At 67.9% G+C, this 25,748-nt stretch carries 25 protein-coding genes; 16 read left to right on the forward strand and 9 right to left on the reverse strand.

The annotated features are described in order from the left end of the window. The first annotated feature begins 63 nt into the window (after window positions 1-63). The 9 genes from steA to OG817_RS04270 all read left to right on the forward strand — a co-directional run bounded on the left by steA (window position 64) and on the right by OG817_RS04270 (window position 11,776). Window positions 64-1,245, forward strand: a complete 1,182-nt coding sequence (gene steA, locus OG817_RS04230) for a putative cytokinetic ring protein SteA (protein WP_406052298.1) — start codon at window positions 64-66, stop codon at window positions 1,243-1,245. Continuing rightward, window positions 1,242-2,189 carry a copper transporter gene (locus OG817_RS04235; protein WP_396393647.1) on the forward strand — a complete coding sequence of 316 codons (948 nt, stop codon included), beginning with the start codon at window positions 1,242-1,244 and terminating at the stop codon, window positions 2,187-2,189. The genes steA and OG817_RS04235 overlap by 4 nt, the downstream gene beginning before the upstream one ends. A 1-nt stretch (window position 2,190) precedes the next feature. After that, a complete protein-coding gene (locus OG817_RS04240; protein ID WP_406052299.1) occupies window positions 2,191-3,003 on the forward strand; it encodes a hypothetical protein in 813 nt (270 codons plus the stop codon). Beyond that, window positions 2,982-4,580, forward strand: coding sequence for a murein biosynthesis integral membrane protein MurJ (gene murJ, locus OG817_RS04245; RefSeq protein WP_406052300.1), 1,599 nt, complete (start codon window positions 2,982-2,984; stop codon window positions 4,578-4,580). The genes OG817_RS04240 and murJ overlap by 22 nt, the downstream gene beginning before the upstream one ends. Continuing rightward, window positions 4,577-5,602, forward strand: a complete 1,026-nt coding sequence (locus OG817_RS04250; protein WP_406052302.1) for a glycosyltransferase family 4 protein — start codon at window positions 4,577-4,579, stop codon at window positions 5,600-5,602. The genes murJ and OG817_RS04250 overlap by 4 nt, the downstream gene beginning before the upstream one ends. Before the next feature lie 21 nt (window positions 5,603-5,623). Continuing rightward, complete coding sequence (locus OG817_RS04255; protein WP_131356450.1) at window positions 5,624-7,348, forward strand: CTP synthase; 1,725 nt, start codon at window positions 5,624-5,626, stop codon at window positions 7,346-7,348. Continuing rightward, window positions 7,345-7,995 carry an NUDIX hydrolase gene (locus tag OG817_RS04260; RefSeq protein WP_360446302.1) on the forward strand — a complete coding sequence of 217 codons (651 nt, stop codon included), beginning with the start codon at window positions 7,345-7,347 and terminating at the stop codon, window positions 7,993-7,995. Before OG817_RS04255 ends, OG817_RS04260 begins: the two co-directional genes overlap by 4 nt. A gap of 208 nt (window positions 7,996-8,203) precedes the next feature. Further along, window positions 8,204-11,581 (forward strand): GH92 family glycosyl hydrolase, encoded by a 3,378-nt coding sequence (locus OG817_RS04265; RefSeq protein WP_406052303.1) that lies wholly within the window; start codon window positions 8,204-8,206, stop codon window positions 11,579-11,581. Between the two features lie 54 nt (window positions 11,582-11,635). Continuing rightward, the gene (locus OG817_RS04270) at window positions 11,636-11,776 is read left to right on the forward strand and encodes a hypothetical protein (RefSeq protein WP_406052305.1); all 141 of its coding nucleotides are present in this window, start codon (window positions 11,636-11,638) and stop codon (window positions 11,774-11,776) included. Here the strand turns inward: OG817_RS04270 and OG817_RS04275 are convergent, their stop codons facing one another. Both OG817_RS04275 and OG817_RS04280 read right to left on the reverse strand, forming a co-directional pair. Further along, window positions 11,777-12,382, reverse strand: a complete 606-nt coding sequence (locus tag OG817_RS04275) for a hypothetical protein (RefSeq protein WP_406052306.1) — start codon at window positions 12,380-12,382, stop codon at window positions 11,777-11,779. Window positions 12,383-12,413: 31 nt separating this feature from the next. Further along, window positions 12,414-12,878, reverse strand: a complete 465-nt coding sequence (locus OG817_RS04280) for a MarR family winged helix-turn-helix transcriptional regulator (protein WP_406052308.1) — start codon at window positions 12,876-12,878, stop codon at window positions 12,414-12,416. Window positions 12,879-12,940: 62 nt separating this feature from the next. Here OG817_RS04280 and OG817_RS04285 point away from each other — a divergent pair, with 62 nt between their 5' ends. The 4 genes from OG817_RS04285 (at window position 12,941) to OG817_RS04300 (ending at window position 15,804) form a co-directional block, all read left to right on the forward strand. Then, complete coding sequence (locus OG817_RS04285; protein WP_406052309.1) at window positions 12,941-13,801, forward strand: sulfurtransferase; 861 nt, start codon at window positions 12,941-12,943, stop codon at window positions 13,799-13,801. Window positions 13,802-13,893: 92 nt separating this feature from the next. Beyond that, the gene (locus OG817_RS04290; RefSeq protein ID WP_406052310.1) at window positions 13,894-14,127 is read left to right on the forward strand and encodes a hypothetical protein; all 234 of its coding nucleotides are present in this window, start codon (window positions 13,894-13,896) and stop codon (window positions 14,125-14,127) included. Window positions 14,128-14,140: 13 nt separating this feature from the next. After that, window positions 14,141-14,404 carry a hypothetical protein gene (locus OG817_RS04295; RefSeq protein ID WP_396393659.1) on the forward strand — a complete coding sequence of 88 codons (264 nt, stop codon included), beginning with the start codon at window positions 14,141-14,143 and terminating at the stop codon, window positions 14,402-14,404. Continuing rightward, window positions 14,404-15,804 (forward strand): amidase, encoded by a 1,401-nt coding sequence (locus tag OG817_RS04300; protein WP_406052311.1) that lies wholly within the window; start codon window positions 14,404-14,406, stop codon window positions 15,802-15,804. The genes OG817_RS04295 and OG817_RS04300 overlap by 1 nt, the downstream gene beginning before the upstream one ends. Here OG817_RS04300 and OG817_RS04305 read toward each other — a convergent pair. Next, window positions 15,769-16,809 carry an HAD-IIA family hydrolase gene (locus OG817_RS04305; RefSeq protein ID WP_406052312.1) on the reverse strand — a complete coding sequence of 347 codons (1,041 nt, stop codon included), beginning with the start codon at window positions 16,807-16,809 and terminating at the stop codon, window positions 15,769-15,771. The genes OG817_RS04300 and OG817_RS04305 overlap by 36 nt on opposite strands. Then, window positions 16,806-17,672, reverse strand: a complete 867-nt coding sequence (locus tag OG817_RS04310; protein WP_406052313.1) for a class I fructose-bisphosphate aldolase — start codon at window positions 17,670-17,672, stop codon at window positions 16,806-16,808. The genes OG817_RS04305 and OG817_RS04310 overlap by 4 nt, the downstream gene beginning before the upstream one ends. Before the next feature lie 197 nt (window positions 17,673-17,869). Here OG817_RS04310 and OG817_RS04315 point away from each other — a divergent pair, with 197 nt between their 5' ends. From OG817_RS04315 to gap, 3 genes are read left to right on the forward strand one after another with little or no spacing between them, the layout of a single operon-like run. Next, entirely contained in the window at window positions 17,870-18,946 is a 1,077-nt protein-coding gene (locus tag OG817_RS04315) for a class 1 fructose-bisphosphatase (RefSeq protein WP_406052314.1), read from the forward strand. A 12-nt stretch (window positions 18,947-18,958) separates the two neighbouring features. Continuing rightward, on the forward strand, window positions 18,959-19,834 hold the full coding sequence (locus OG817_RS04320) for a phosphoribulokinase (protein WP_406052315.1): 876 nt from the start codon (window positions 18,959-18,961) through the stop codon (window positions 19,832-19,834). Window positions 19,835-19,868: 34 nt separating this feature from the next. Continuing rightward, a complete protein-coding gene (gap, locus tag OG817_RS04325; RefSeq protein ID WP_406052316.1) occupies window positions 19,869-20,876 on the forward strand; it encodes a type I glyceraldehyde-3-phosphate dehydrogenase in 1,008 nt (335 codons plus the stop codon). Window positions 20,877-20,924: 48 nt separating this feature from the next. Here gap and OG817_RS04330 read toward each other — a convergent pair whose 3' ends face one another. From OG817_RS04330 to OG817_RS04350, 5 genes are all read right to left on the reverse strand, one after another. Further along, a complete protein-coding gene (locus OG817_RS04330; protein ID WP_406052317.1) occupies window positions 20,925-21,629 on the reverse strand; it encodes an HAD family hydrolase in 705 nt (234 codons plus the stop codon). 21 nt (window positions 21,630-21,650) lie between these two features. After that, complete coding sequence (locus OG817_RS04335; protein ID WP_360446566.1) at window positions 21,651-22,316, reverse strand: glycerophosphodiester phosphodiesterase family protein; 666 nt, start codon at window positions 22,314-22,316, stop codon at window positions 21,651-21,653. A gap of 41 nt (window positions 22,317-22,357) precedes the next feature. Beyond that, window positions 22,358-23,704, reverse strand: a complete 1,347-nt coding sequence (locus OG817_RS04340; protein ID WP_406052318.1) for an ABC transporter substrate-binding protein — start codon at window positions 23,702-23,704, stop codon at window positions 22,358-22,360. Between the two features lie 77 nt (window positions 23,705-23,781). Beyond that, window positions 23,782-24,642, reverse strand: coding sequence for a carbohydrate ABC transporter permease (locus OG817_RS04345; protein WP_360446333.1), 861 nt, complete (start codon window positions 24,640-24,642; stop codon window positions 23,782-23,784). Beyond that, window positions 24,639-25,598, reverse strand: a complete 960-nt coding sequence (locus OG817_RS04350) for a sugar ABC transporter permease (protein ID WP_360446335.1) — start codon at window positions 25,596-25,598, stop codon at window positions 24,639-24,641. Before OG817_RS04350 ends, OG817_RS04345 begins: the two co-directional genes overlap by 4 nt. Window positions 25,599-25,748 lie beyond the last annotated feature (150 nt).

Here is a 25,748-nt window from a genome sequence, read left to right on the forward strand (position 1 = left end):
AGGAGGCCTCGCGCGGGTAAATGGACCGGATAGGGGCTCTTGACATGGCAGGATGAGAGCGCGATGAAACTGCCCAGCCTGCGGAGAGCACGACCCACTGAACTGCCCGGGACCACCGGTGTGGTCCGGCTCGATCGCCGTACCAAGAATCTCACCAAACGGCTCAAGCCGGGCGAGATCGCCGTCATCGACCATGTCGACCTGGACCGGGTCAGCGCCGAGGCGCTGGTCGACTGCCGGGTCGCTGCCGTCGTGAACGTCGCCGACTCGATCAGCGGCCGCTACCCGAACCTCGGCCCGGAGATCCTCGTCGAGGCCGGGATCCCGCTGGTGGACGGGGTCGGCCGCGAGGTGTTCTCGGTGCTGCACGAGGGCGAGCGGGTCCGGCTGAACGAGGGCTCGCTGTACCGCGGCGAGGAGGTCGTCGCCAAGGGCATCACGCAGGACAGCATGTCGGTCGCGGAGCTGATGGACGAAGCCCGGTCCGGACTGTCCACGCAGCTCGAGGCGTTCACCGCCAACACCCTGGAGTATCTGCGCCGCGAACGTGATCTGCTCCTCGACGGTGTCGGCGTACCCGACATCCATACGCCGATGGACGGTAAGCACGTGCTGATCGTGGTCCGCGGGTACGACTACCGCGAGGACCTGGTCGCGCTGCGGTCGTACATCCGCGAGTACCGGCCGGTGCTGATCGGGGTCGACGGCGGCGCGGACGCGCTGGTGGAGAACGGCTACGTCCCCGACCTGATCGTCGGCGACATGGACTCGGTCAAGGACGAGACGCTCAAGAGCGGCGCCGAGGTGGTCGTGCACGCGTACCGCGACGGCCGGGCGCCCGGCTCGGAGCGGCTGGAGCGGCTCGGCGTGGACTCGATCGAGTTCCCGGCCGCCGGCACCAGCGAGGACGTCGCGATGCTGATGGCCGATTCCAAGGGCGCCTCGCTGATCGTCGCGGTCGGCACCCACAACTCGCTGGTGGAGTTCCTCGACAAGGGACGCCCCGGCATGTCGAGCACCTTCATCACCCGGTTGCGGGTCGGTGCCAAGCTGGTGGACGCCAAGGGTGTCAGCCGGCTGTACCGCAGCCGGGTGTCCACCCTCCAGGTGGTCGCGCTGGCTGTGGCCGGCCTGTTCGCGCTCGGCGTGGCCTTGGTCGCCGCCGGCGCCGACGACGTGCTGTGGTCGATCCTGCGGGCGCGCTGGAGCGACTTCGTCTACTGGATCCGGGAGCTGTTCACGTGATCGACTTTCGCTACCACATCGTCTCGATCGTGGCGATCTTCTTCGCCCTCGGCGCCGGTGTGGTGCTGGGTGCCGGACCGCTGAAGGGCACCGGCAGCGAGCTCGTCCAGAGCCAGGCCGAGAAGGACCGCCAGCAGCTCGCCGACGCGAGGGCCGAGCTGGTCCAGGTGAAGGCGCTGGACAAGTACCGCGACGACTTCGTCGCCAAGGTCACCGCCGGGCTCACCGACGGCAAGCTGGACGGCAAGCGCGTCGTCGTGGTCACCATGCCCGGCGCCGACGGTGACCTGACCAACGGCCTGCAGGACGAGCTGGAGAAGTCCGGCGGCCAGGTGACCACCCGGGTCTCGCTGGACGCGAAGCTGTTCGACCCCGGTCAGCGTCAGCTGGTCGAGCCGCTCGTCACCGATCTGGTCACCGCGGACACCCCGTTCCCGCCGGACAGTACGACGTACGAGCGGGCCGGGCTGATCCTGGCACGCGGTGTCGCGGCCAAGGAAGAGGGCAGGCCGGCCGACGCCGAGTCGACCAAGATCCTCAGCGGGCTGACCGGCGCCAAGCTGCTGTCGCTCAAGCCGTCGCAGATCAAGGACCGGGCCAGCCTGATCGTCGTGGTCGCTGCGAAGCCGCCGACCCCGACGCCGGACAACTCGTCGTACAGCGACGCGGTGGACTTCATCACCGGCCTCGACCAGGCCAGCGGCGGGGTCGTGGTGGCCGGTACGCCGGAGACCGCGCAGAACGGTGGTCTGCTCAAGGCCTTGCGGAGTGACTCCGAGGCCACCAAGATCGTTTCCTCTGTGGACGTGGCCGACATCCCCTCCGGTCGGATGACTGTTGTCTTCGCGCTGGCCGAGCAGGCGACTGGCAAGGCGGGGCAGTACGGCGCCATGGACGCGAAGAACGGCGTAGCGCCGTCGGCCGTACAGACGAAGGACAACTGACGTGGGAATTCTGAGCGCTGCCGTCGCGGCAGCCGCCACCGCTGCGCTCGAGCGCGCCGCGGAGAAGCTGCCCAAGGAGAACCGGGCGCCGTTCGAGCGGACGAACCACCGGGGCGAATCGGTCACCCTGCTGGAGGGTCCGATCGCGGTCCTCGGTGCATTGGCCGGTGTAGCCGCCGCTGGGAAGACGCCGGGCAAGGTGAAGGCCGCCGCGATCCTCGCGGGCTCGGTCTCCGGCGCGGTCGGCGCGTACGACGATCTGCGCGGGACAACGCAGGCCAAGGGTTTCCGCGGCCACCTCAGTGCACTGAAGCGCGGTGAGGTGACCAGCGGCGCGGTGAAGATCCTCGGCGTCGGTGCCGCCGGCCTGGCCGCTGCCGCATTGCTGCCGCGGAAGTCGACCGGGGCGAAGGCGCTGGCCGGTGTCGTTGCCGACGGCGCCTTGATCGCGGGTACGGCGAACCTGACGAACCTGCTGGACCTGCGGCCGGGCCGCGCGCTGAAGGCCGTGGCCGCGGTGAACGCTCCGCTGGCGGCCGTGAACGGTCCGGCCGGCGCGGTCGTCGGTGCGGCTGTGGCCTCGGCGCCGTCCGATCTGGGTGAGCGCTCGATGCTCGGCGACTGCGGCGCGAACGGTCTGGGCGCGATCACCGGGACGGCGCTGGCAGCCTCGTTGCCGCGGCCGTTGAAGACGCTGGCGCTGGCCGCGGTCGTCGCCCTGAACCTGGCCAGCGAGAAGGTCAGCTTCACCAAGGTCATCGCCGAGAACCCGGTGCTGGACAAGATCGACCAGTGGGGCCGACGACCCAGGTGAGCACGGGCGGTCGGGTCGCCCGCGCCGCACTGCTGATCGCCGCGGTGACCGTGCTGGCGCGGGTAGTGGGATTCGGCCGCTGGCTGGTGTTCTCCAAGACTGTCGGCGCGGGTTGCCTGGCCGAGGCCTACGCGACCGCCAACCAGCTTCCCAACATCCTGTTCGAGGTCGTCGCCGGTGGAGCTCTGGCCGGTGCGGTGATTCCGGTGCTGGCCGGCCCGGTCATGCGTGGCGATCGCGCCGCACAGGGCCGGATCATCGGCGCGCTGCTGTCCTGGTCGTTCGTGCTGCTGGCGCCGTTCGCCTTGCTGTCGTGGGTTCTGGCGTCCAGCTACACAGGTGCGATGCTCGATCCCGGTGCGGAGTGCGCCGGTACCACCGCAACCGCGACGCGCATGCTGGTGATCTTCGTGCCACAGGTCTTCGGTTACGCGATCGCTGTGATCGCGACCGCCGTTCTCCAGTCCCACAAGCGCTTCGCAGCCGGCGCGTTGGCGCCACTCATCTCGAGCCTGGTGGTCGTTGGCACCTACCTTCTCTTCGCGGCGTACGCTCCTGACGCGGATGCGGCGTCGCGCGATGCCACCAATTTCCTGGCCTGGGGAACCACAGCGGGCGTTGCCGCGCTCGCGCTCACGGTGCTGATCCCGATGCTGACGCTGCGGTTGCCGATCAAGCCCACGCTGCGGTTGGACCCTGGTGTCGGTCCAGTACTGCGGAGGCTCGCGCTGGCCGGTCTCGCCGTACTGATCGCGCAGCAGCTCACGTTCGTCGTCACCACCTATCTGGCCAACCACAGAGGCGTTGCGGGCAGCATTGCCGTCTACTCCTGGGCGAACGCGGTCTACCTGCTGCCGTACGCCGTACTGGCCGTGCCGATCACCACAGCGGTGTTTCCGCGGCTCGCTGCGGCGTTCGACTCGGGGGAGCGCTTCGAGGTCTACGCCTCTGCGTCGACGCGCGCAGTCATGCTGGCCGGTGGGGTCGGCGCAGCGCTGCTCGTCGGTACAGCGGTTCCGGTCGCGAGGATCTTCGCGTACGACGACGGTGCGGTGCAGGAGGCCCGAGCGACGTCACTGGGCAACGCTCTGGTCGCCTTTGGTCCAGCTGTCATCGGATTCGCGGTGCTGATGCACGTCGGCCGAGTGCTCTACGCACGGCACGCGGGCCGCGAGGTCGCTGTGGTCACGTCTGCCGCGTGGCTGCTGGTGGCTGTGGCCGGTGTGGTTCTGACGACGTCATGGGACGCCGTTCCCGCGCTGGCGGCCGCGATGTCGGTCGGCATGGTCGTCGGTGCGGTCGTCCTGGTGGTGGTCCTGTGGCGTGAGGTCGGTCCAGCCGTGCTGGCCGGACTGACCCGTGCCACGCTGGCTGCGCTGGTTGGCGCCGTACTGGCTGGTGCCGCGGGCTGGGCGGTCGCTCTGCCCGCCGCCGACGCCGGAGTGGGCCGAGCACTCGTGTTCGCGGTCCTCGCGGGCCTGGCCGTCGTCATCGTGTACGCAGCCGTCGCGGTCGCACTGGATCGCGCGGACACTCGCGCACTGCTCCGCCGGAATCTCGTAGAGGAGACGCAATGAGGATCGGCCTGCTGCTCGCGGAGTCGCGGGGTGGCATCGGGCAGCACGTCGCCTCACTGGTACCGCGGTTCGTGGCAGCCGGCCACGAGGTCGTCGTGTGCGCACCGCCCGGTACTGCGGAGCACTTCGACTTCGGTGCTGCCACGGTCGTGACGCAGGCGACCGCGCTCCGCGGGTCCGATGTGATCCATGCTCATGGCTACCGCGCCGGCATGGCCGCGCTGCGGGACCGGTCGCGGCTACGGCCGCTGGTCGTCACCTGGCACAACGCGGTGATCGCACCTGGACCGCGCGGACTGGTCATGCGGCTGGGCCAGAGGCTCGTGGCCAGGGGCGCGGACCTGACTCTAGGAGCCTCTAGCGACCTGGTGGACCTGGCGAAGAGCCTGGGCGCCCGGCAGGCGCGGCTGGCGCCCGTCGCGGCTCCAGCGCTCCCAGAGGTCCGTACGCCGGCCGCCGACGTACGTCAGGCACTCGGACTCGGTGACCAGCCTCTCGTGGTCACTGTGGGTCGCCTGGCGCCGCAGAAGGACTATCCGACCCTGCTCTCCGTGGCTGCCCGGGTGCACGAGTCCACTCCGGATGCTGTGTTCGTGGTTGTGGGCGACGGACCGCTGCGTGACAACCTGCAGGCGCGGATCGACGCTGAGCAACCGCCGGTGCGATTGCTGGGACACCGGTCCGACGTGGCTGACCTCCTCGGCGCGGCCGACGTCTTCCTGCTCACCTCCCACTGGGAGGCCCGCGCCCTGGTCCTCCAGGAGGCGATGCAGGTCGGCGTGCCGGTGGTGGCCACGGCGGTCGGCGGCGTACCCGAGCTGGTCGGCGACAGCGCCGTACTGGCGTTCCCCGGCGATGCGGACGGGCTGGCCGACGGGGTCCGGGCGGTGCTGGCCGAGCCCGACACGGCGAACGCTATGCGGACGCGGGGCCGGGAGTTGGCCGCCAGATGGCCGGACGAGGACGCCGTGGCGAAGAATCTGCTCGACATCTATGCGGGTCTCGTTTCGACCACCCCTTGACAGCAGGTAGGCTGAAGGCCCGTGGACAGGGCTTCGAACTCCCAGCAGACCAAGCACGTTTTCGTCACCGGTGGTGTGGCGTCCAGCCTCGGCAAGGGGCTGACAGCGTCAAGCCTCGGCAGTCTGCTGACGGCACGGGGCATCCGGGTCACCATGCAGAAGCTGGATCCGTACCTCAACGTGGATCCCGGCACCATGAACCCGTTTCAGCACGGCGAGGTGTTCGTCACCAACGACGGCGCCGAGACCGACCTGGACATCGGGCACTACGAGCGTTTCCTCGACCGTGACCTGTCCCAGGTCGCCAACGTCACGACCGGCCAGGTCTACTCCAGCGTGATCGCCAAGGAGCGCCGCGGTGAGTACCTCGGCGACACCGTCCAGGTCATCCCGCACATCACCAACGAGATCAAGGAACGGATGCTGGCGATGGCCGGCGCGGACGTCGACGTCGTCCTGCACGAGATCGGCGGCACCGTCGGCGACATCGAGTCGCTGCCGTTCCTCGAGGCGGCCCGTCAGGTCCGGCACGACGTCGGCCGGGACAACGTGTTCTTCCTGCACATCTCCCTGATCCCGTACCTGGCGCCCAGCGGTGAGCTGAAGACCAAGCCGACCCAGCACTCGGTCGCCGCCCTGCGCTCGATCGGTATCGCCCCGGACGCGGTGGTCTGCCGCGCCGACCGGCCGATCCCGGACGGCGTGAAGCGGAAGATCTCGCTGATGTGCGACGTCGACCAGGAGGCCGTGGTCGCGGCCGTCGACTCGCCGAGCATCTACGACATCCCCAAGGTCCTGCACACCGAGGGCCTCGACGCGTACGTCGTACGCCGGCTGAACCTGCCGTTCCGCGACGTCGACTGGACGCGCTGGGACGAGTTGCTGCGGGTCGTGCACCACCCGAAGGACGACGTCACCGTCGCGCTGGTCGGCAAGTACATCGACCTGCCGGACGCGTACCTCTCGGTCGCGGAGGCGCTGCGGGCGGGCGGCTTCGACAACGACGCGCGGGTGAACCTGCGCTGGATCGCGTCCGACGAGTGCGCCACCCCGGAGGCGGCCGCGCGGTTGCTCGGTGACGTCGACGCGGTCTGCATCCCGGGCGGTTTCGGCGTCCGTGGCATCGAGGGCAAGATCGGCGCGATCCGGTACGCCCGCGAGCAGGGCATCCCGATCCTCGGCCTGTGCCTCGGTCTGCAGTGCATGGTGATCGAGGTGGCCCGCGACCTGGCCGGCTTGGTAGAGGCGAACTCCAGCGAGTTCGACCCGGACGCCGAGCAGCCGGTGATCGCGACGATGGAGGAGCAGAAGCACATCGTCTCCGGCTCTGGCGACCTCGGCGGCACCATGCGGCTCGGCCTCTACCCGGCGAATCTGGCCGACGGCTCGATCGTCCGCGACCTGTACGGCGCTCCGTCCGTGCAGGAGCGGCACCGGCACCGGTACGAGGTGAACAACGCCTACCGGGACAAGCTGGAGACCGCGGGCCTGGTGTTCAGCGGATTGTCCCCGGACAACGAGCTGGTCGAGTTCATCGAGCTGGACCGGTCGCAGCACCCGTACTTCGTCGCCACCCAGGCCCACCCCGAGCTGCGGTCCCGGCCGACCAAGCCGCACCCGCTGTTCTCCGGCCTGGTCGCCGCGGCGCTCGTCCGCCAGCGCGAGTCCCGGCTGCCGGTCGAGGAGCCCGCCGTCGCCAAGAAGCCCGCGGCCAAGGCCAAGCCAGAAGCGGTCAAGGCTCGATGAAGGAGCACCCCGAGCTGCGGTTCGGCGGCGGGCTGGAGGACGTCCCCGAGCGGTGGCCGGTCTCCTCGTCCGAGGTGGTGCACGAGACCGGCCGGGTGATCTCGGTACGGCGCGACACCGTGCAGCCGGACGGTCGCGACTCGTTCGTGCGTGATGTGGTCGTCCACCCCGGCGCTGTCGGGGTGGTGGCCCTGGACGGCGCCAACCGGATGCTGCTGGTCCGCCAGTACCGGCACCCGGTCGGCTACCGGCTGCTCGAGCCGCCCGCGGGGTTGCTCGACGTACAGGGCGAGCAGTACCGGCTCGGCGCGGAACGGGAGCTGTGGGAGGAGACCGGCACGAAGGCCGCCGACTGGCGGGTGCTCGTCGACGCCTTCACCTCACCCGGCCTCACCGACGAAGCGATCCGCATCTTCCTGGCCCGCGACCTGTCCGAGGCCCCCGAGGCCTTCGAACGCCGCCACGAGGAGGCGGACATGGAGACCGTCTGGGCCCCCTTGGTCGACGTCGTCGGCGCCGCCCTGGCCGGCCATCTCCACAACCCCATCCTCGTCATGGGCTCCCTCGCCGCCTGGACCGCCCTCAACGGCCCCGGCTTCGACTCCCTCCGACCCGCCGACGCCCCCTGGCCCGCCAAGGACCACTAACGCCGGGGCCTGCTGACCCCGGGTTCGCCAGTTCCGCTGGCGGGTTGTTTGACGGGTGGCGGGACAACTTGCCGTCAGTGGTGAAAGAAGCCGCCATCGGGCGGCGGTTCCGGGAGCTGCTGGGGGTTGACCTGCGGGGCGGGCGAGGGTATTTGTTGCTGACAACGATGTCACTCCGCCCCGTTCCGACGTCGAAGGTTGGCCGCTCATGCGCCGTTCCGCCCCGTCCCGTCGTGCGAGCTTTCTGCTCGCCGGTGTTCTGATCGCAGCGTTGGCTCCCGCGGCTCAGGCCGTGCCGTCGCCTGGAAGCCCTGGAAGCCGTGGAAGCCATGGTTGGCCGACCATCGCGCCGCCGCCTGATCCGGTGGTTGCCGGACTGCGGGTGCCCGAGGTGGTCGGGAGCAGCCGGATCACCACGGTGTCGGCGGATCCGGCTGACCACGTGGATCCGTTGATCGGTACGTCGAATCTCGGGGAAGTGTTCCCGGGAGCGGTGACGCCGTTCGGGATGTTCTCGTTCAGCCCGGAGACGAGCCGGGGGAGTGCGTACCGCACAGCCGCGCCGGGTGGATACCTGTACTCCGCGACCACGATCCGCGGGTTCAGCCTCACCCACATGAGTGGCACCGGATGCGCCGGTGGTTCGGGCGACATCCCGATCTTCCCGTACGTCGGTGACGTGACCAGCTCGCCGCAGTCCGACGCGAAGGACGCGATCTACGCCAGTACGTTCGACCACGCCAACGAGGTCGCCGAACCGGGCTACTACAAGGTGGGCCTCGACTCGGGAGCGACCGCGGAGCTGAGTGCGACCACGCGGACCGGCTCGGCCGCGTTCACGTTCCCCGTGGACAAGGCGAAGACCCTGCTCTTCCGTACGTCGAACTCCGAGGTCGGCTCCAGCGACGCGGACATCAGCATCGACCCGGCCACGCGCACAGTCTCCGGATCGGTGACGAGCGGCAACTTCTGCGGCTACCTCGCCAGCGTCGGCCGCCGCAGCTACTACACCTTGCACTTCGTCGCCGAGTTCGACCAGCCGTTCAAGAACCAGGGCACCTGGACCGACACCACCGTCACCCCGGGCAGCACCAGCGCCCGCGGCGGTACGTCGTACGGCGTCGACGGCTGGATGCCGCCGGACAAGGGCTCCGGCGGGTACGTCGGGTTCGACAGCAGCAAGGTGACGATGCGCATCGGCACCTCGTACGTGAGCAAGGCCAACGCTCTGCAGAACCTGCGCGCCGAGAACCCGCGCGGTACGTCGGTCTCGGCGACTGCCGCGAAGGCCAAGCAGGCGTGGCGAACGCAGCTGAGTCGGATCGAGATCACCGGCGGAACCGCGGACCAGCGCACCACCTTCTACACCGCGCTGTACCACGCACTGCTGCACCCGAACGTGTTCAGCGACATCAACGGGCAGTACTGGGGTTTCGACCAGAAGCCGCATCGCCTCGCGCACGGCCAGCAGGCGCAATACGCGACCTTCTCCGGCTGGGACGTCTACCGCTCGCAGCTGGAACTGCTCACGTTGCTGGAGCCGCGCAAGGCCGGCGACATCGCGCAATCCTTGCTCAACCAGGCGTCGCAGAACGGTGGGATCTGGGATCGCTGGACGCACGCCGCCGGGAGTACGTCGGTCATGACCGGAGATCCGTCCGCGCCCTCGGTCGCCGGGATCTACGCCTTCGGCGGCACGAACTTCGATGCCCGGGCGGCGCTCGAGTCCTTGGTGAAGGCGGCGACCGTGCCGACCGAGAAGGACCTGAGCTCGGCCGGCAAGCCGGTGATGTCGATCGGGCAGCGGCCGTCGCTCGACAAGTACCTCGCGCTGCACTACGTCCCGACCAAGTCGAACGCCTGGGGCGGTGCGGTCGAGACGCTCGAGGACGTGACCGCCGACTTCGCCCTGGCCCAACTGGCCCAGCGCACCGGCGACCAGGCGACGTACCAGCGCTTCCTGGACAGGTCGCAGTACTGGCAGAACGTGTTCAACCCGGAGAACGGCGGCTACATCCAGAACCGGGACGACAACGGCGCCTGGCCCGCGTTCACGCCGTCGACGGGTGACGGGTTCGCCGAGGGGAGCAGTGCGCAGTACACGTGGATGATCCCGCACAACCGGGCCGGGCTGGTCGACGCGATGGGTGGTGTGGACAAGGCCAACCAGCGGCTGGACGCGTTCTTCAAGAACCCCGATGGCACCTGGGCGCTGACCGGCGCCGGCGAGTTGCACGCCGAGATGGACAACGAGCCGTCGATCAACACGCCGTGGATCTACAACTACACCGGTAAGCCGTACCAGACGCAGGAGACGTTGCGCCAGGCAATGAACCAGCTGTGGAACACCAGCACCGGCGGCATTCCCGGCAACGACGACCTCGGCGCGATGTCGTCCTGGTACGTGTGGACCGCGCTCGGGCTCTACCCCGACGTACCGAGCCGCGCGGAGCTGCAGGTCGCGGCGCCGCTGTTCTCGCAGGCTGTCGTCCACCGGGACGGCGGCCGCACGATCCGCATCAACGCTCCCGGTGCGGACGCGCCGTACGTGCGATCCCTGAAGGTGAACGGACGTACGACGACCAAGCCGTGGCTGCCGGAGTCGTTCGTGCAGCACGGCGGGACCCTGGACTTCACGCTCGGGACGACGCCCAACACCCAGTGGGGTGCCAGCGCGGCGGACGCACCGCCATCGTGGCGGACCGGTGAGATCCCGTTCCAAACCTCAACGGACGCGAGCCGGGTGGTCGTTGCCCCCGGCACCACCAGCGCGCCGATCGCGGTGAAGGCACACCGACTCAGCGGGACGGCTCAGGACGTCAGCTACACAGTCACGACTCCGACAGGTCTCACTGCATCGCCGGCCAGCGGCACCTTCCCTGTGGACCAGGACGGCAGCGCACCCGTGACGATCACGGCGGCCGTCGGCACACCCAACGGCCGCTATCCGGTGACCGTGTCGATGAAGGCAGCCGACGGCACGCTGCTTCCGCAGGTCGGCTTCACGGTGGTCGTCGGTCAGCCCAACTCGTTCTTCGTACTGCGCGAAGGTGTCGCCAGCTCCGACGACACAGGCGACCACACCGAGGCCGATTTCGATGGTGGCGGCGTGAGCTACTCGCGACAAGCGCTGGCTGCGGCCGGGCTGGCACCCGGTGGTACGACCACTGTGCAGGGCCTGAGCTTCACCTGGCCCGACGTACCGACTGGTGACCCGGACAACATCCCGGCCGACGGGCAACTGCTCAACCTGGACGTCCCGGCCGGTACGACGAAACTGTCGTTCGTCGGCAGCGCGGTCAACGGCAACCAGGAGGGCAGCGCGACGCTGACCTACTCCGATGGCACCACCAGCCAGGTCGACCTGTCCTTCAGCGACTGGACGCTCGGCGGGGGTGGTGACACCGTCCACTTCGGCAACGTGATCGTCGCGACCACGCCGTACCGGAACGAGTCCGGCGGGGGAAGGGACGACGTCACCACGCACATCTTCGCGACGGCGCCCGTGACCTTGACGAAGGTTCCGGTCAGCATCACGGTTCCGGAGAACCGCGACCTGCGGATCTTCACGCTGGCCACCGGCTGAGGGGATTGACCATGAGACTCGCGGCTGCGCCCGGACTACACCGTCTTCGGGTCCGTGGACCGGCTCGGCCTCAAGGTCCTGGATCGGGTCGCGGCCGGCGGCGTCGTACCGACCCCGGAGGACCCGGCGCCGGTCGACGGTGCGCCTCAGCGCAAGACCGACATCCTGGTCGCCGGGTCGCTCGGCGTCAGGTAGTCAGCTCAGGCCGATGCCCACGGCTTCGCCGCCGTCCTCGACCAGGGCGGCGGCGACCAGCCGCGCGTTGGCCGTGAGTTCCTCGTCGGGGATCTTCGGCAGGACGTCGTCCCAGGCCGCGATCATCGCCCCGCGGAGCTGCATCATCCCGGCCGGCCGCGCCAGGAACCACAGATGGAAGTGCTCGCTCCCGTCACCCCACCGGCTGAAATGCGTCCGCCCCACGCCATCGATCTGCCGGATCGCGTTCGCCACCCGCTGGATCAGCGGCCCCAGCGTCGCGGTCAGCTCCGGCGGCAGGTTGTCCAGCCGGTAGTGCTCGTGCGGCTCCAGAACCGCTACGAACGGCAGCCCACCCGCAGCGAAGGTCTTCAACTGCCACTGCTCGTCCCGCCAGATCGCGAACCGATCCGGATCCGCACACTTCGGACACGGCTCGCCGCCCTCCTCACCCCGCCGCGGCGGCTCCGGCAACACCGGATCGGCCAGCGGGACGACCTGGAGATCTCCCTCGAACGGGAAGAACGGCCCACCCAGCAAGGGCTCGGCTGACATGCGCTCGCCGTACGGAAGGCGGCGGTGGTACTCGGACGGAAGCTCGGTCATCCCCGCATTGTGCCCGACCGGCAGGGCCGGGTCAGCTGGGTTCCTTCGCGGCGGCGATGACCCGGGTCAGGCGTTCGTGGAGCTGCATCAGCTCGCCGACGTCCATGCCCAGGCGGTCGACGATTGCCGGTGGCACCTTCAGCGCCTCCTTGCGAAGGTCCCGCCCTTTCTCCGTCAGGGAGACAGCGAGTGAACGCTCGTCCCTGGTGTCCCGATCCCGGCGCAGCAGGCCCGCGCTCTCGAGACGTTTGAGCAGCGGGGACAGCGTCGCCGGCTCGAGCTGCAGCATCCCGGACAGGTCCTTGACCGAGACCGGCTCGAACTCCCAGAGCGCCAGCATGACGAGGTACTGCGGGTGCGTCAGCCCCATCGGCTCGAGGACGGGCCGGTAGAGCGCGATGACGCTGCGCGCGGCGATCGCCAGCGCGAAGCAGACCTGGTGCTCGAGCGCCAGCGGGTTCTCGAGGTCGGTCTGTCTCATCTGTCGTTCGGCCACACCGTGAGTGTACCAATCTTGCGTACGCTAATGATTAGTACACTAACTAACGAGGAGGAACGATGGCCCGAGAGCACGTGCTGGTCGATGGCGATTGGCTCGAGAAGCAGCTGGACGATCCCGCCGTGGTGGTCTTCGAGGTGGATGAGAACAGTGGCGCGCACGCCGCTCGGCACATCCCGGGTGCGCTCGCCCTCGACTGGCGGACCGATCTTCAGGACCCGCTCCGTCGCGACCTGATCGGCCAGGACGCGTTCGAGCAGCTGTTGACCACGCACCAGGTCACGCCGGACGACACGGTGATCCTGTACGGCGGGGACAACAACTGGTTCGCGGCGTACGCCTACTGGTACTTCAAGCTCTACGGTCATCGCGACGTACGCCTGCTCGACGGTGGCACCAAGCGCTGGGAGCTCGACGGGCGGCCGCTGACCGATGCGGAGACCGTACGTCGGCGTACTCCGCGCCCGGCCGCGTACCGCGCACAGCCCGCCGACGGAAGCCTGCGGGCCTACCGGGACGACGTCATCGCCGCCATCGGCAGGGACAGCATCCTCGACGTCCGGTCGCCGGCTGAGTTCTCCGGCGAGATCCTGGCCCCGGCGCACTTTCCGCAGGAGCAGCCTCAGGTTCCGGGCCATGTTCCTGGCGCGGTCAACGTGCCGTGGTCGCAGGCCGTGGCCGACGACGGCACCTTCCGCACCGATGCACAGCTTCGCGACCTGTACGCCGGCGCCGGACTCGCGCTGGCCGGACCCGGCGGCGAGCCTGCCTCCGACATCGTCGTCTACTGCCGGATCGGTGAGCGCAGTGCACACAGCTGGTTCGTGCTGCACGAGCTGCTGGACCAGCCGTCGGTCAAGAACTACGACGGTTCCTGGGTCGAGTACGGCTCTCTGATCGGTGTGCCGGTCGAGGTGTGACGAGCCCCTGGCGGCCGTTGCAGACCTCTGCAACGGCCGTGCAACAGGGCAGCGGACCATCTCCTCACGACCCCCACAGGCCAGGAGATCCGATGAACCGCACCAGCGAAGGCCACTGGAAGCCAGACGTCATCACAGCCTTGTGCCGGCAGCTCTACGCCCTCGCGAAGCGCGAGGAGGAGGCTGCGGCGGACGAGGCCGCGCGTACGCCGTACTGGGCGTCGCTCCCGGCATCGGTCGAGGCACATCGGAGCGCGGCCCGGATGCTGCGGGCCGATGCCGACCGCCTCGAGCTCGAGACCCGGCCCTGGGGCGTTCCGATCTGAGGAGGTGAGTCCCGTGTTGATCGAGAGCTCAGAAGTGGATGAGGTGGTGCTGGCCTGCGAGTCGTCGGAGTGTGACGGCCGGCAAGGCGAGCACGAGTCCGAGACCGTGGCGTACTGGGAGACGCCGGACTCCGGCACGCTGGTCACCCGGACGTCCTGCCGGCGGTGCAGCCTCGCGACGATCATCCGGCGATGGGTCGGCCCGGCCCGTCCGGAATCCCACGACTGCGGCTATTACACCGGCGCGTCGGGCTCCTGCTCCTACTGCAGCTGGTGATGACAGTTGCGTGGCCGGACCTGGCCACACTCCGGCGCGACCAGGTCTCCGGCGACGTCACCTCTGTTGCCCTGGTCAACGAGTGTCTGAACCGGATCGCCGAGCTCGACTCGCGGCTGGGCGCCGTACTGGCGCTCAATCCGCTGGCAACGACGGACGCGGCGGCCGCCGACGAGCACCTGACACGAACAGGCGAGGTCCTCGGTCCGCTGCACGGGATCCCGATCCTGGTGAAGGACGTGTTCGAGACGCGCGGGATCCCGACGAGTTTCGGCTGCCACGCCTTCCGTGACTACCTTCCGGAGGCCGACGCCGAAGCTGTACGGCGACTCCGGGCGGCCGGCGCGATCATTCTCGGCAAGACCGCGACCCCGGACTTCGCGATGTCGTGGTTGTTCGACTCGTCCATCGGCGTCCGGACCGTCAACGGCCGGTCGCCGCAGCACGATGCAGGGGGCTCCAGCAGCGGGTCGGCGGTCGCGGTCGCGGCCGGACTCGTGCCGGCCGCACTCGGGTCCGACACGGGCGGATCCGTGCGAGTCCCGGCGTCCTTCAACGGGGTGGTCGGAATGCGGCCGACCCCTGGCCTGGTGCCGGCCCACGGGCTGTCCGCGTTGGTGTCGATGCAGGACACCCCAGGTCCACTGACCAGCTGTGTCGACGATGCCGAGCTCCTCCTGGCCGTGCTCTCCGACGGGCGACTGCCGGTGAGCGAACCGACGCGACCGCTGGAGAGCTACCGGCTGGGTCACCTCCTCCGGCCGGACGGTCCGGTCGGGTGGGACGGCTCGGACCAGGTCTCGACAGTGTTCGGCAAAGCACTCGCACGACTCGGCGTCCCGGTTGCCGACGTCGAGGTGCCGGCGCTCGAAGGGTTGCTGCGGGACAGCTCGCCGTACGTCGTTGCGGCGCGAGCGGACCTCGACGCCTTCCTCGCTTCACGTCCGGCGCTTCGGGGCAGGTCCTTCACCGAGCTGTACGACGAGGGGGTCTTTCCCGAAGAGCTGGATCTGGCCGAGCTGCTCGCGACCCGCTCGTCACCCAGTGTTCGGGGTCGCGTGGAACTGCTGGCCGGGCGGCGCCGGCTGCGCGAAGCGATGGTCAATGTGATGACCAGCCGCGGCCTCGACGCACTCGTGTACCCGACGGTTCGCGTGCCTGCGCCGCGGCGGGACCGGGACCGGCTCCGACTGCCGAGCCGCGCGCTGCCCGTCAACACCCTGGTGGCGTCGCAGGCCGATCTGCCGGCGTTGACGCTGCCGGTGGGCAGAACGGACGAGGGTCTGCCGGTCGGCCTCGAGCTGCTCGGACTGCCGGCCAGGGATGCGGGCTTGCTGCGCCTGGCGCGGCTGGTGGAGCGGGCCTCAGACGCCCAGCCGGCGTTCGAGTGCCGCCCATGAGGCGCTGTCCGCGACGAGCGGGAGTTCGTGGTCGCGCGCGTGCCACGCGGCCGAGACGATTGCCTGGAGCAACCGATGTCGCGCGACCGGACGTCGTAGCGACAGCACGCCCTCGGATGACAGCTCGACGGCGTCGTCGGGTCCGGGCCGCCGGCACAGGCCCGGTTGGAGCAGACCCGACAGGTCGAATCCGAAGTACGTCGGTCGCGCGTTGTCCTCGGCGAAGGCCAGGTCGCGCAGGGTGCTGGCGCCGCCCAGCACGAACATCGAGTCCACGCCGGCCGCGCCGGCCCCGGCGATGTCGGTGTCCAGGCGATCGCCGACCATGATGGTTTCGGAACGATCGGAGCCGAGTCGGGAACGGGCGAGGTCGAACAGCGCCGTACCAGGCTTGCCCGTCACGTGCGGGGCGGCCGGCGTCGTCGTCTGCACCGCGCCGACGAAGGCGCCGTTGCCCGGCGACAGTCCGCGTGAGGTCGGCACCGTCGCGTCGAGGTTCGTGGCGACCCAGATTGCGCCCGCCTGGACCAGATAGGCGACCTCGGCCAGGTCGCGCCAGGTCACGTCCTGCCCTGCTCCCTGGACAACCGCGTCGACTGTTTGCCCGTCGGCGAGCTCGGTGACCCGAAGTGGTGTGAGGCCTGCCTCGGTGAGTGCCTCAGGTACGCCGGGTCCACCGACGGCGAAGACCGGCGCTCCTGGCCGGAGCCGTTCGGCCAGGTACGCCGCAGCCGCCTGTGAACTGGTGACGACGGACCAGCCTTCGTCGCTGAGCCCCAACTCGCGCAGATGCTCGTGAGCAGCGGCGGGGGAACGGGATGCGTTGTTGGTCGCGAACACGACTGGCACCTGGCCGGCGATCATCGCGTTCAGACTCGGAACCGCACCCGGCACTGCCTGTGCACCGCGGTACACCACACCGTCGAGATCGCAGATCACCCCGCGGTACTTCGCCAGGACCGGCTGGGATCTGTCGATGACGGCCGTGTCGTGGAGATGGCTCACGAAGCGGCTCCTCCGGACACCAGCGCGGCGGCTACGGCCTCGCTGGCCTGCCTGCAGTTGTCGAGCAGTACGCGCTCATAGTCGGCGTCACGGCGCCAGGCCTCCGCGGCCGCGGCGATCAGCGGGCGTGAGAATCCGAAGGTCACTCGCCAGGGTTGGCCCGGGACCGAGGCGACGGCCTCCAGGTGCGCGCAGGCTCGGTCGAGAGGTTGCCCGCCGGAAAGCAGCAGTACGCCGGGGGTCTGTGCCGGAACACCCTTCTCCAGCAGGGCCACGGTCCTTCGAGCGACCTGCTCGGAGTCCGCCGGCACCGGGTTCGTGAGTCCGGGCACGACCATGTTGATCCGCAGCAACAGGTGGTGGGGATCGACGCCGACCCGGTCGAGCTCGGCGCGGAGGGCGAGCAGCGCGTTGGTCGTGACGGCCTGGGTGACACCGATGCTGGACGCGCCGAGCTCCGGCATCGCGATCGTGAGGACGGGAAGGACTCCCTTGGCCTGCGCCGCCGCCGCGCCCAGCGCCAGCGTCTCGACACCGACGTGGACAGAGCCGCGCGGGACGTCAAGCGGTGAAAGGTTCTCGCGCCACTCGACGAACGACGCGCCCGCTGGTACGTCGACCTCCGCCGACGTCATGCGCACACCAATCAGCGGCGCGGCCTCCGTCGTCCCGAGCGCGGCGAAGGTCCCAGGAGTCAGCAGCACCGCCGAGACGTAGTTGCTCAGGCCTTCCGTCCGCAGAACCGCCTCGGCGAAGGAGTGAGCCTGGTCGGCGCCGACGAGAGCCTCGGCGTACTCGTCCACGACCAGCATTCCCTTGGGTGGTGCCAGGATCGCGGCGGCGGTCTCGTGCATCGTGGGCATTTCGGCCTCCCTGCAACGGATGTACGGCGTTGCATCGACGGTAAGCGGCCGTGCGCAGGTTCGATTCACCCGCGGGGCTGAGTGTGTGGGTGATCCGGCGTACGACTCCCACCCCCGCGGTCACCCCTCGGGTGGATGCCGCGTGGCGGAGGCAATGGTGTGCTCGGGGCAGCCCACCCCTGCCGCAAGGAGTGCCCATGCTGACCGAACGCCAGACGCTGACCCAGTTCCTGACCGAGGACCGTCGTCGTCACACCGGTGCGAGTGAAGAAGTCGACTCGCTGATCCTCGACGTCGCGCTGGCCTGCAAGGCAATCTCGAAGCGGGTCGCGTCCGGTGCGCTGGCCGGCGTACTCGGCGCTGCCGGGGCGACCAACGTGCAGGGCGAGCAGCAGCAGAAGCTCGACGTACTGGCCAATGACATCTTCATGCGCACCAACGAGTGGGGCGGTCTCGTTGCGGGCATGGCGTCCGAGGAGCTCGAGGCGCCGTACCAGATCCCGGCGCACCATCCGCGCGGCAACTGCCTGCTCGTGTTCGACCCGCTCGACGGATCCTCCAACATCGACGTCAACGTCTCCGTCGGGAGCATCTTCTCGATCCTGGCCGCTCCGGTCACCGGCCCCGACGTCCAGGTCGCCGACTTCCTCCAGCCCGGAACCGAACAGGTCGCCGGCGGCTACGCGATCTACGGTCCGTCGACCGTTCTGGTGCTCACCGTGGGAACCGGCGTGCACGCCTTCACGCTGGACCCGGGTCTGGGGGAGTTCTTCCTGACCCGCCAGGACATCAAGGTGCCGGAGGCAACGGCCGAGTTCGCGGTCAACACCTCGAACCGCCGGTTCTGGGAGCCGGCCGTGCAGCGCTACATCGACGAGTGCCTGGCCGGCACGACGGGTCCGCGGCAGAAGGACTTCAACATGCGCTGGGTCGCCTCGCTGGTGGCCGAGACGCACCGGATCCTGACCCGTGGCGGCGTGTTCCTGTACCCGCGCGACTCCAGGGACCCCGCACAGGAAGGCCGGCTTCGGCTGCTCTACGAGGCGAACCCGATCGCCTTCCTGATCGAGCAGGCCGGCGGCCGCGCGATCACCGGACGCGAACGCGTACTCGAGGTCAGGCCCACGCAACTGCACCAGCGGATCGGGCTGATCTTCGGCTCGCGCGAGGAGGTCGACCGGATCGAGCGGTACCACGCCGTGTCCGGCGGCGACCCCGAGCAGCAGGGCAATCCGTTGTACGGCTTCCGCGGTCTGTACCGCGCCACCGCCTGAGGAGTTGGTCCCATGTCAGCCAAGCACCCCGTTGTCGCGATCACCGGCTCGTCCGGAGCCGGCACCACCTCGGTGATGCGGACCTTCGAGCAGATCTTCCGGCGCGAGCAGGTGAACGCCGCCTTCGTGGAGGGCGACAGTTTCCACCGCCACGACCGGATGGGGATGAAGGACGAGATGACCCGCGCGTTCGCCGAGGGGGATCACACCTTCAGCCACTTCGGTCCCGACGCCAACCTCTTCGAAGAGCTGGAAGGGTTGTTCCGGCAGTACGGCGAGAGCGGCGGTGGCCGCGTGCGCAGGTACCTCCACGACGAGCAGGAGGCAGCGCCGTACTCGCAGGATCCCGGGACGTTCACACCCTGGGCCGAGCTCCCCGGTGCTACGGATCTGTTGTTCTACGAGGGTTTGCACGGCGCTGTGGTCACCGAGAAGGTCGACGTCGCGCAGCACGCCGACCTGCTGATAGGCGTGGTGCCGGTGATCAACCTGGAGTGGACCCAGAAACTGCATCGGGACAAGGACAAGCGCGGCTACTCGACCGAGGCCGTGACGGAGACGATCCTGCGGCGGATGCACGACTACGTGAACTACATGTGCCCGCAGTTCTCCCGTACGCACGTGAACTTCCAGCGGGTGCCGGTGGTCGACACGTCCAATCCGTTCATCGCGCGGACGATCCCGACGCCGGACGAGTCGATGCTCGTGATCCGGTTCAAGGACCCCCGCGGGATCGATTTCCCTTACCTGCTGTCGATGCTGCACGACTCGTTCATGTCGCGTCCGAACACCATCGTCTGCCCCGGCGGAAAGATGGATCTGGCCATGCAGCTGATCTTCACCCCGATGCTCTGGCGCCTGCTCGACCGCCAGGGCAAGACCCGCTGATCCCTGTTCCCCGAGGTTCTGGAGGCTCCCTTTCATGACTGTTCGTGTCGGCATCAACGGCTTCGGCCGGATCGGCCGCAACTTCTACCGTGCCGTCCGCGCTTGCGGGGCCGACATCGAGATCGTCGGCGTCAACGACCTGACCGACCGGTCGACGCTGGCGCACCTGCTGAAGTACGACTCGATCCTCGGCCGGCTGGACGCCGACGTCCGGTCGACCGGCGACGCGATCGTCGTCGGCGACGCGTCGATCGTCGCCCTGGCCGAACGCGATCCCGGGAAGCTGCCGTGGAAGGACCTCGGGGTCGACCTGGTGGTCGAGTCGACAGGCTTCTTCACCGACGCGAACCTGGCCCGCGCGCACGTCGACAGCGGCGGCGCCCGGAAGGTGATCATCTCGGCACCCGCCTCCAACAACGACGTCACGATCGTCATGGGCGTCAACCACGACCAGTACGACGCCGCAGCGCACACGGTGATCTCGAACGCCTCCTGCACCACGAACTGCCTCGCGCCGATGGCCAAGGTCCTGCACGAAGGGCTCGGGATCACCAAGGGCCTGATGACCACGATCCACGCCTACACCGCCGACCAGAACCTGCAGGACAACATCCACCAGGACCTGCGCCGGGCGCGGGCTGCCGCGATCAACGTCGTACCGACGTCGACCGGGGCTGCGAAGGCCATCGGGCTGGTGCTGCCCGAGCTGAAGGGAAAGCTGGACGGGTACGCGATCCGGGTGCCGGTGCCGACCGGATCGGCGACGGACCTGACCTTCGACGCGGCGCGGGACACCTCCGTCGAGGAGGTGAACGAGATCGTCCAGGCGGCGGCCGAGGGAGACCTCAAGGGCTACCTCCGCTACTCCACCGACCCGATCGTCTCGTCTGACATCGTCACCGATCCGGCGTCCTGCGTCTTCGATGCTCCGCTGACCAAGGTGATCGGCAACCAGGTCAAGGTTGTCGGTTGGTACGACAACGAGTGGGGCTACTCCAACCGGCTCGCCGACCTCGTCGCCCACGTCGGCGCGAGCCTCTGAGCCGACGCCAACCAGCGACGACGACGTACGAGTACGACGGCTCAACCTTTAGTCATCACTTTGCCGGCGCGGGCCATGACCGGCCGGCCTGGTTGGTGATGCCACCAGCATGCTCAACCAATCGACGGTGATCGAGGACAAGGCAGCGATGGTGGCACCGTGTCCTTCGGGGAGAGTCCGTGGGTCCTCTGGGACGGCGACAACCACACATCCAGCAGCGGCAGCTGACGCGATGCCGTTCTGCGAATCCTCGATCGCGACGGCGTTGTGCACGTTCACTCCGAGTCTGGACGCCGCAGTCAGGTACGACTCCGGATGGGGCTTGGGGTATGCGACCTCGTCACCGCACAGCACTAGGTCGAAGGTATCCGGTGGAAGCTGTGCGAGGACGACGTCGACCAGCACCCGGTAGCTCCCGGTCACCAATGCGGTGGGGATCCCGTGGGAACGTACGCCGGCGACCAGCTCACGGGCCGTCGGGCGCCAAGGAACACCGACTGAGAAGAGTTCCTGTGTCCGGTCGAGCAGCCACTTCGCCAAGCGTTGGTCGTCGCCGTCGACCCCGATGTCGTCTTGGATGATGCGGACGGTGTTGAGCAGGTTGCTGCCGACGATCCGGAGCCGTGCCTGCGGAGACAAGGTGCCGCCTAGCTTGCTCGCCAGGTCCTGAAGGCTGACGTCCCAGATGCGTTCGCTGTCGAACAAGGTTCCGTCCATGTCGAACAGGACCGCTTGGAGGGCTGGTTGGTTCAAGATCGGGTCTCCTCGTGAGGTTCATGGGACGGGAACGGATCCGGTACTGGGCCGGATGACTCGAGCCGGGTGATCGGTGGTGACACCGTCTGCGCCCCAGGCGATGGCTCGGTCGACTTCAGTTCGGGTCGGCGCCGGCCAGAGGCAGTACTCCAGCCCTTTGTCGTGGGCCTGCTTGATGAGCTCCGGACTGCTTCCCTGCCATCCGACCCCGACCCACTGGGTACCGATGGCGAGTGCCTGCTCCAGCAGTTCTTCGGACCCGGTCTCGGACAACAGTGCGCAGCGTAGGTCGCCGAAGGCCTCGGCGAGGGGTTCAAGCCTCTCGGCGTGGAAACTGATCGGCTGGATCTGCTGTCGCAATTCCGCGCGGTCGGCCAACTGGCGGCGCAGTGGCTCGACCACCGCGTCGGTTTTGATCTCCGCCAGGATCGTGATGTCCAGGGCTTCGATCGCTTCTTCGAAGGTGGGGATGTGCTCGCCGTTGCCGGCGTCCAGGCGTTGCAGTTCGGCGAGACTGAGTTCATCGACTGCGCCGTGACCGTTGGTTGTGCGGTCGACTGTCGGGTCGTGAATGAGGACGATGTGACCGTCTTTGGTGAGGCGCAGGTCGAGTTCGACCTCGTCCACGCCGTCCTGGACAGCGCGAAGGTAGGAGGGGATTGTGTTCTCGGGCATGTAGCCCATGGCGCCGCGGTGACCGGTGATGCGAAACGGTGCCACCGGTGTCAGCCCTCGTCTCCGGCGAGCTTGTCGTACTTCGGTTTGATCTTCTCCGCGCCGGCCTTGAGCTGCTCGGCGACGCCGTCCAGCACCTGTTGGGCCGGCTGATTGTCGCCGTAGATCTTCTGCAGCCCCCCGTAGATGATGGGTGAAGCGTTCTGCACGTAGGCGTCGACCTCATCGAGCTGGCCGGCCTGCGCCAACTGGGCGATGGCCACGCCGCGGTTGGGGTCCTTCTTCAGCGCGGTCTGGTATTCGGACCGACTCACTGCCTCCTTCACGACCGGTAGGTAACCGGTGCCCAATGACCAGGTTGCGGCCGATTCTGGTGAGGAGAGGAACTTGATCACTTCCCAGGCGGCTTCCTTGCGCTCCTTGGGTATGCCCTTGAAGATCGAAAGCCCGCCGCCGCCCGTGGGTACTCCATGGGTGACTTGTTTGGGCAGTGGGCTGACGCCGACCTCGAACTTGGCTGCCTCGTAGGTGCCGGCCAACGCCCCGGTCGAGTTCATGTAGGTGCCGACGAGGCCGTTGTTGAAGTTCGTCCCATAATCACGGGAGAGGACGGCCATCTTGTCGTCGAAGATCAGCTTTCGCATCCAGTCGGCACACTCGACGGCGCCGTCCTTGTTGATGGTGACGTCGAGGCCCTTGGAGATGCGTCCGCCGAACTGCCACACGCTGGCTTCGAATTCCCAGCTGTCACCACCGGACAGTTCGGTCACCTTCACGGGCTTGCCGGCGGCCTTCTGCTGGATCAGCGCAGGTCCCCACTCCCGCAGTTCTGTCCAGGTCTCAGGTCCGCGGTCGGGTAGTCCGGCCTTGGCGAACAGATCCTTGTTGTAGTACATGATCGGTGTGCTGCGGGCGAACGAGATCCAGTACAGCTTGTTCTTGATCACGCCGGCGTCGAACAGGTTCGGGTAGAACGACGCTGTGAACGCGTCGTCGACGTAGCTGTCGAGCTCTTCGAGCGTTTCGTTGAGGAAGAAGACCTGCCAGGCAGTCTGACCGAACGCCATGATGTCGGGGACGGCCTTCGCTCGCAAAGCGGCGGTGACCTTGGAAGTGGCGTCGAAGTAGTTCCCTTGGAACTGTGCTTGGGCGTAGATGTCGTTCTGTGAGTCGTTGAACTTGTTGATCAGCTCGTTCAGAACGTTGCCCGGCTTCCCGTTCCACGAGCTCCACAGGACGACCTTCTGACCGCGTTTGCGGTACTTCTCCGGCACCTTGACGTCGACTGCAGCGAACCCGCCCCCTGCTCCGCCGCCACCGCCACCTGAGCAGGCCGCAAGAGCAGGAGCTGCGAGAGCGCCGGCGCCGGCCAGTTGGAGCAGTGAGCGTCTGCTCAACCCGGTCCCAAGGCTGAGGGGGGAGTTGTTTCCGGACATGTGATGTGGTCCTTCCAGCTGTGACGGCATTGAGTGGGTCAGCCCTTGATCGCGCCGCCGGAGAATCCGGCGACGATGTAGCGCTGTGCCAGGAGGAAGACGATGATCATGGGTGCGGCGACCATGACGGTGCCGGCCATGATGGCGCCCCAGTCGTTGTAGCCCTCCTGGGATTTCAGGTAGAGCAGGCCGACCGGCAAGGTGCGCATCTGGGTTGTCGTGGTGATGATCAGTGGCCAGATGAAGTCGTTCCATACTTCGATGACCGAGATCAGCGTGACGGTGATCATCATCGGCCGAGACATGGGCGCGACCAGTTGGAGAAGGATCCGTAGGTGGCCGGCTCCGTCGACGCTGGCGGCCTCGAACACCTCGCGCGGGAGGCTCATCATCTGTTGGCGTAACAAGAACATTCCGAACGCTGATCCGGCCCCAGGGATGATGAGCCCCGCGTAGGTGTCGACCCAGCCGAGGTGGGAGGCGGTCAGATAGTTGGGCAGTAACGTGATCGTGCCCGGGGTCATCAGTGCGCCGAGCAGCAGGAAGAAGATGCCCCGCTTGAAGGGAAACGGCAGGAACGTGAAGGCGTAGGCGGAGCCGGTTGCCAACAGCATCTTGATGGTGGTTCCGATGACGGTGACGACAATCGAGTTGATGAAGAAGGATCCGAACGGCGCGTCGTGCCAGGCGTTGGCAAAGTTCGACCAGTGCAGGTGCTGCGGGATCCATTGGAGTGGGAAGCGGTAGATCTCGCCGCTGGGTTTGACCGCTGAGCTGAGCAGCCAGTACAGCGGCATGATGAAGACAGCAGCGATCAGCACCAGTAGTGCGTAGATGACGATCTGTCTGGAGACTGCTCTGCCGGCGGTGTCTCGCCGTGCTGAGGTGTTGGCGCTCACTGGTAGGTCACCTTCCGCTCGGCGAATCGGGTCATCAGGAAGGTGATCGCCAGCAGGATGATCAGCATGACCACTGCCGCGGCAGCTGCCAGGCCGGCATCGGATGCCTGGAATGCCTTCTGGTAGATGAACCAGCTCAAGGTCGTCGAAGAGATGCCTGGACCGCCCCCGGTCATGATGGCGGTGACGTCATAGGCCTGGAAGGTGCCGATGACCGATGTCACGACCAGGAAGTAGGTGACCGGGGACAGCAGCGGCACAGTGACGTAGCGGAAGCGCGACCAGCCACCCGCACCGTCCAGCGTCGCGGCCTCGAACAGGTCACTGGGGAGGTTCTGCATGCCGGCGACGTAGATGATCGCGCAGAAGCCGATTCCCTTCCAGAGGTACACCATCACGAGGGCATAGAGCGAATAGTGAGAGCTGGTCGTCCACTGAGGTGAGGTGATCCCCAGTGGCTCCAGGACTGCGCGCAGCAGGCCGAAGCTCGGGTCGAGGATGAACAGCCAGAGTGTGGCGATCGCAGCCCCGGAGACGATGTGTGGTGCGAAGCTGACCGTTCGCACCAGACCACGGCCGATGAGTCGCTGGTTGAGGACCAAAGCCGTTGCCAGTCCCCCGACAACGGCACCGACAACGATCAGTGCCACGAACTTGAACGTGTTGAGCAGCACCTGGGCGAAGTCGGAGCTGGTGAACAGCTCGCGGTACTCCGCCGGACCGGCCCAGGTCGGACTCGGAGAGATCATGTCCCACGAGGTGAAGCTCAGATAGAGGTTGTAGATCACCGGCCAGTACGAGAAGACCAGGATGAGTGCGAGGTTCGGTCCGACCAACGCCGCGAAGAGAAGGTACTCCTTGCCGTGCCGCTGTAAGGCACGTTTCCAGTGCGGAGCAGCCTTCGCGGTTGCCGACGCTGTGACCGTGCCAGTTCGGCCGGCCAGAATGCCGGTCACGGCGCTGCCGCCGGTCGAGGTCGCCGCCGGCAGCGCGTGCCGGCGATCAGGGGGTGTCGTTCCATGCGAAGAGCCTCTCGGTATCGCTCATCTGATCGGTCCAGTGGAAGCGAGTGGACATCGAATTAAGGCACTCGCGGCGCCTGCCTG

Origin of the sequence: Kribbella sp. NBC_00889 (assembly GCF_045207705.1) — a bacterium.
In the GTDB taxonomy this organism is placed as follows: Bacteria; Actinomycetota; Actinomycetes; order Propionibacteriales; family Kribbellaceae; genus Kribbella.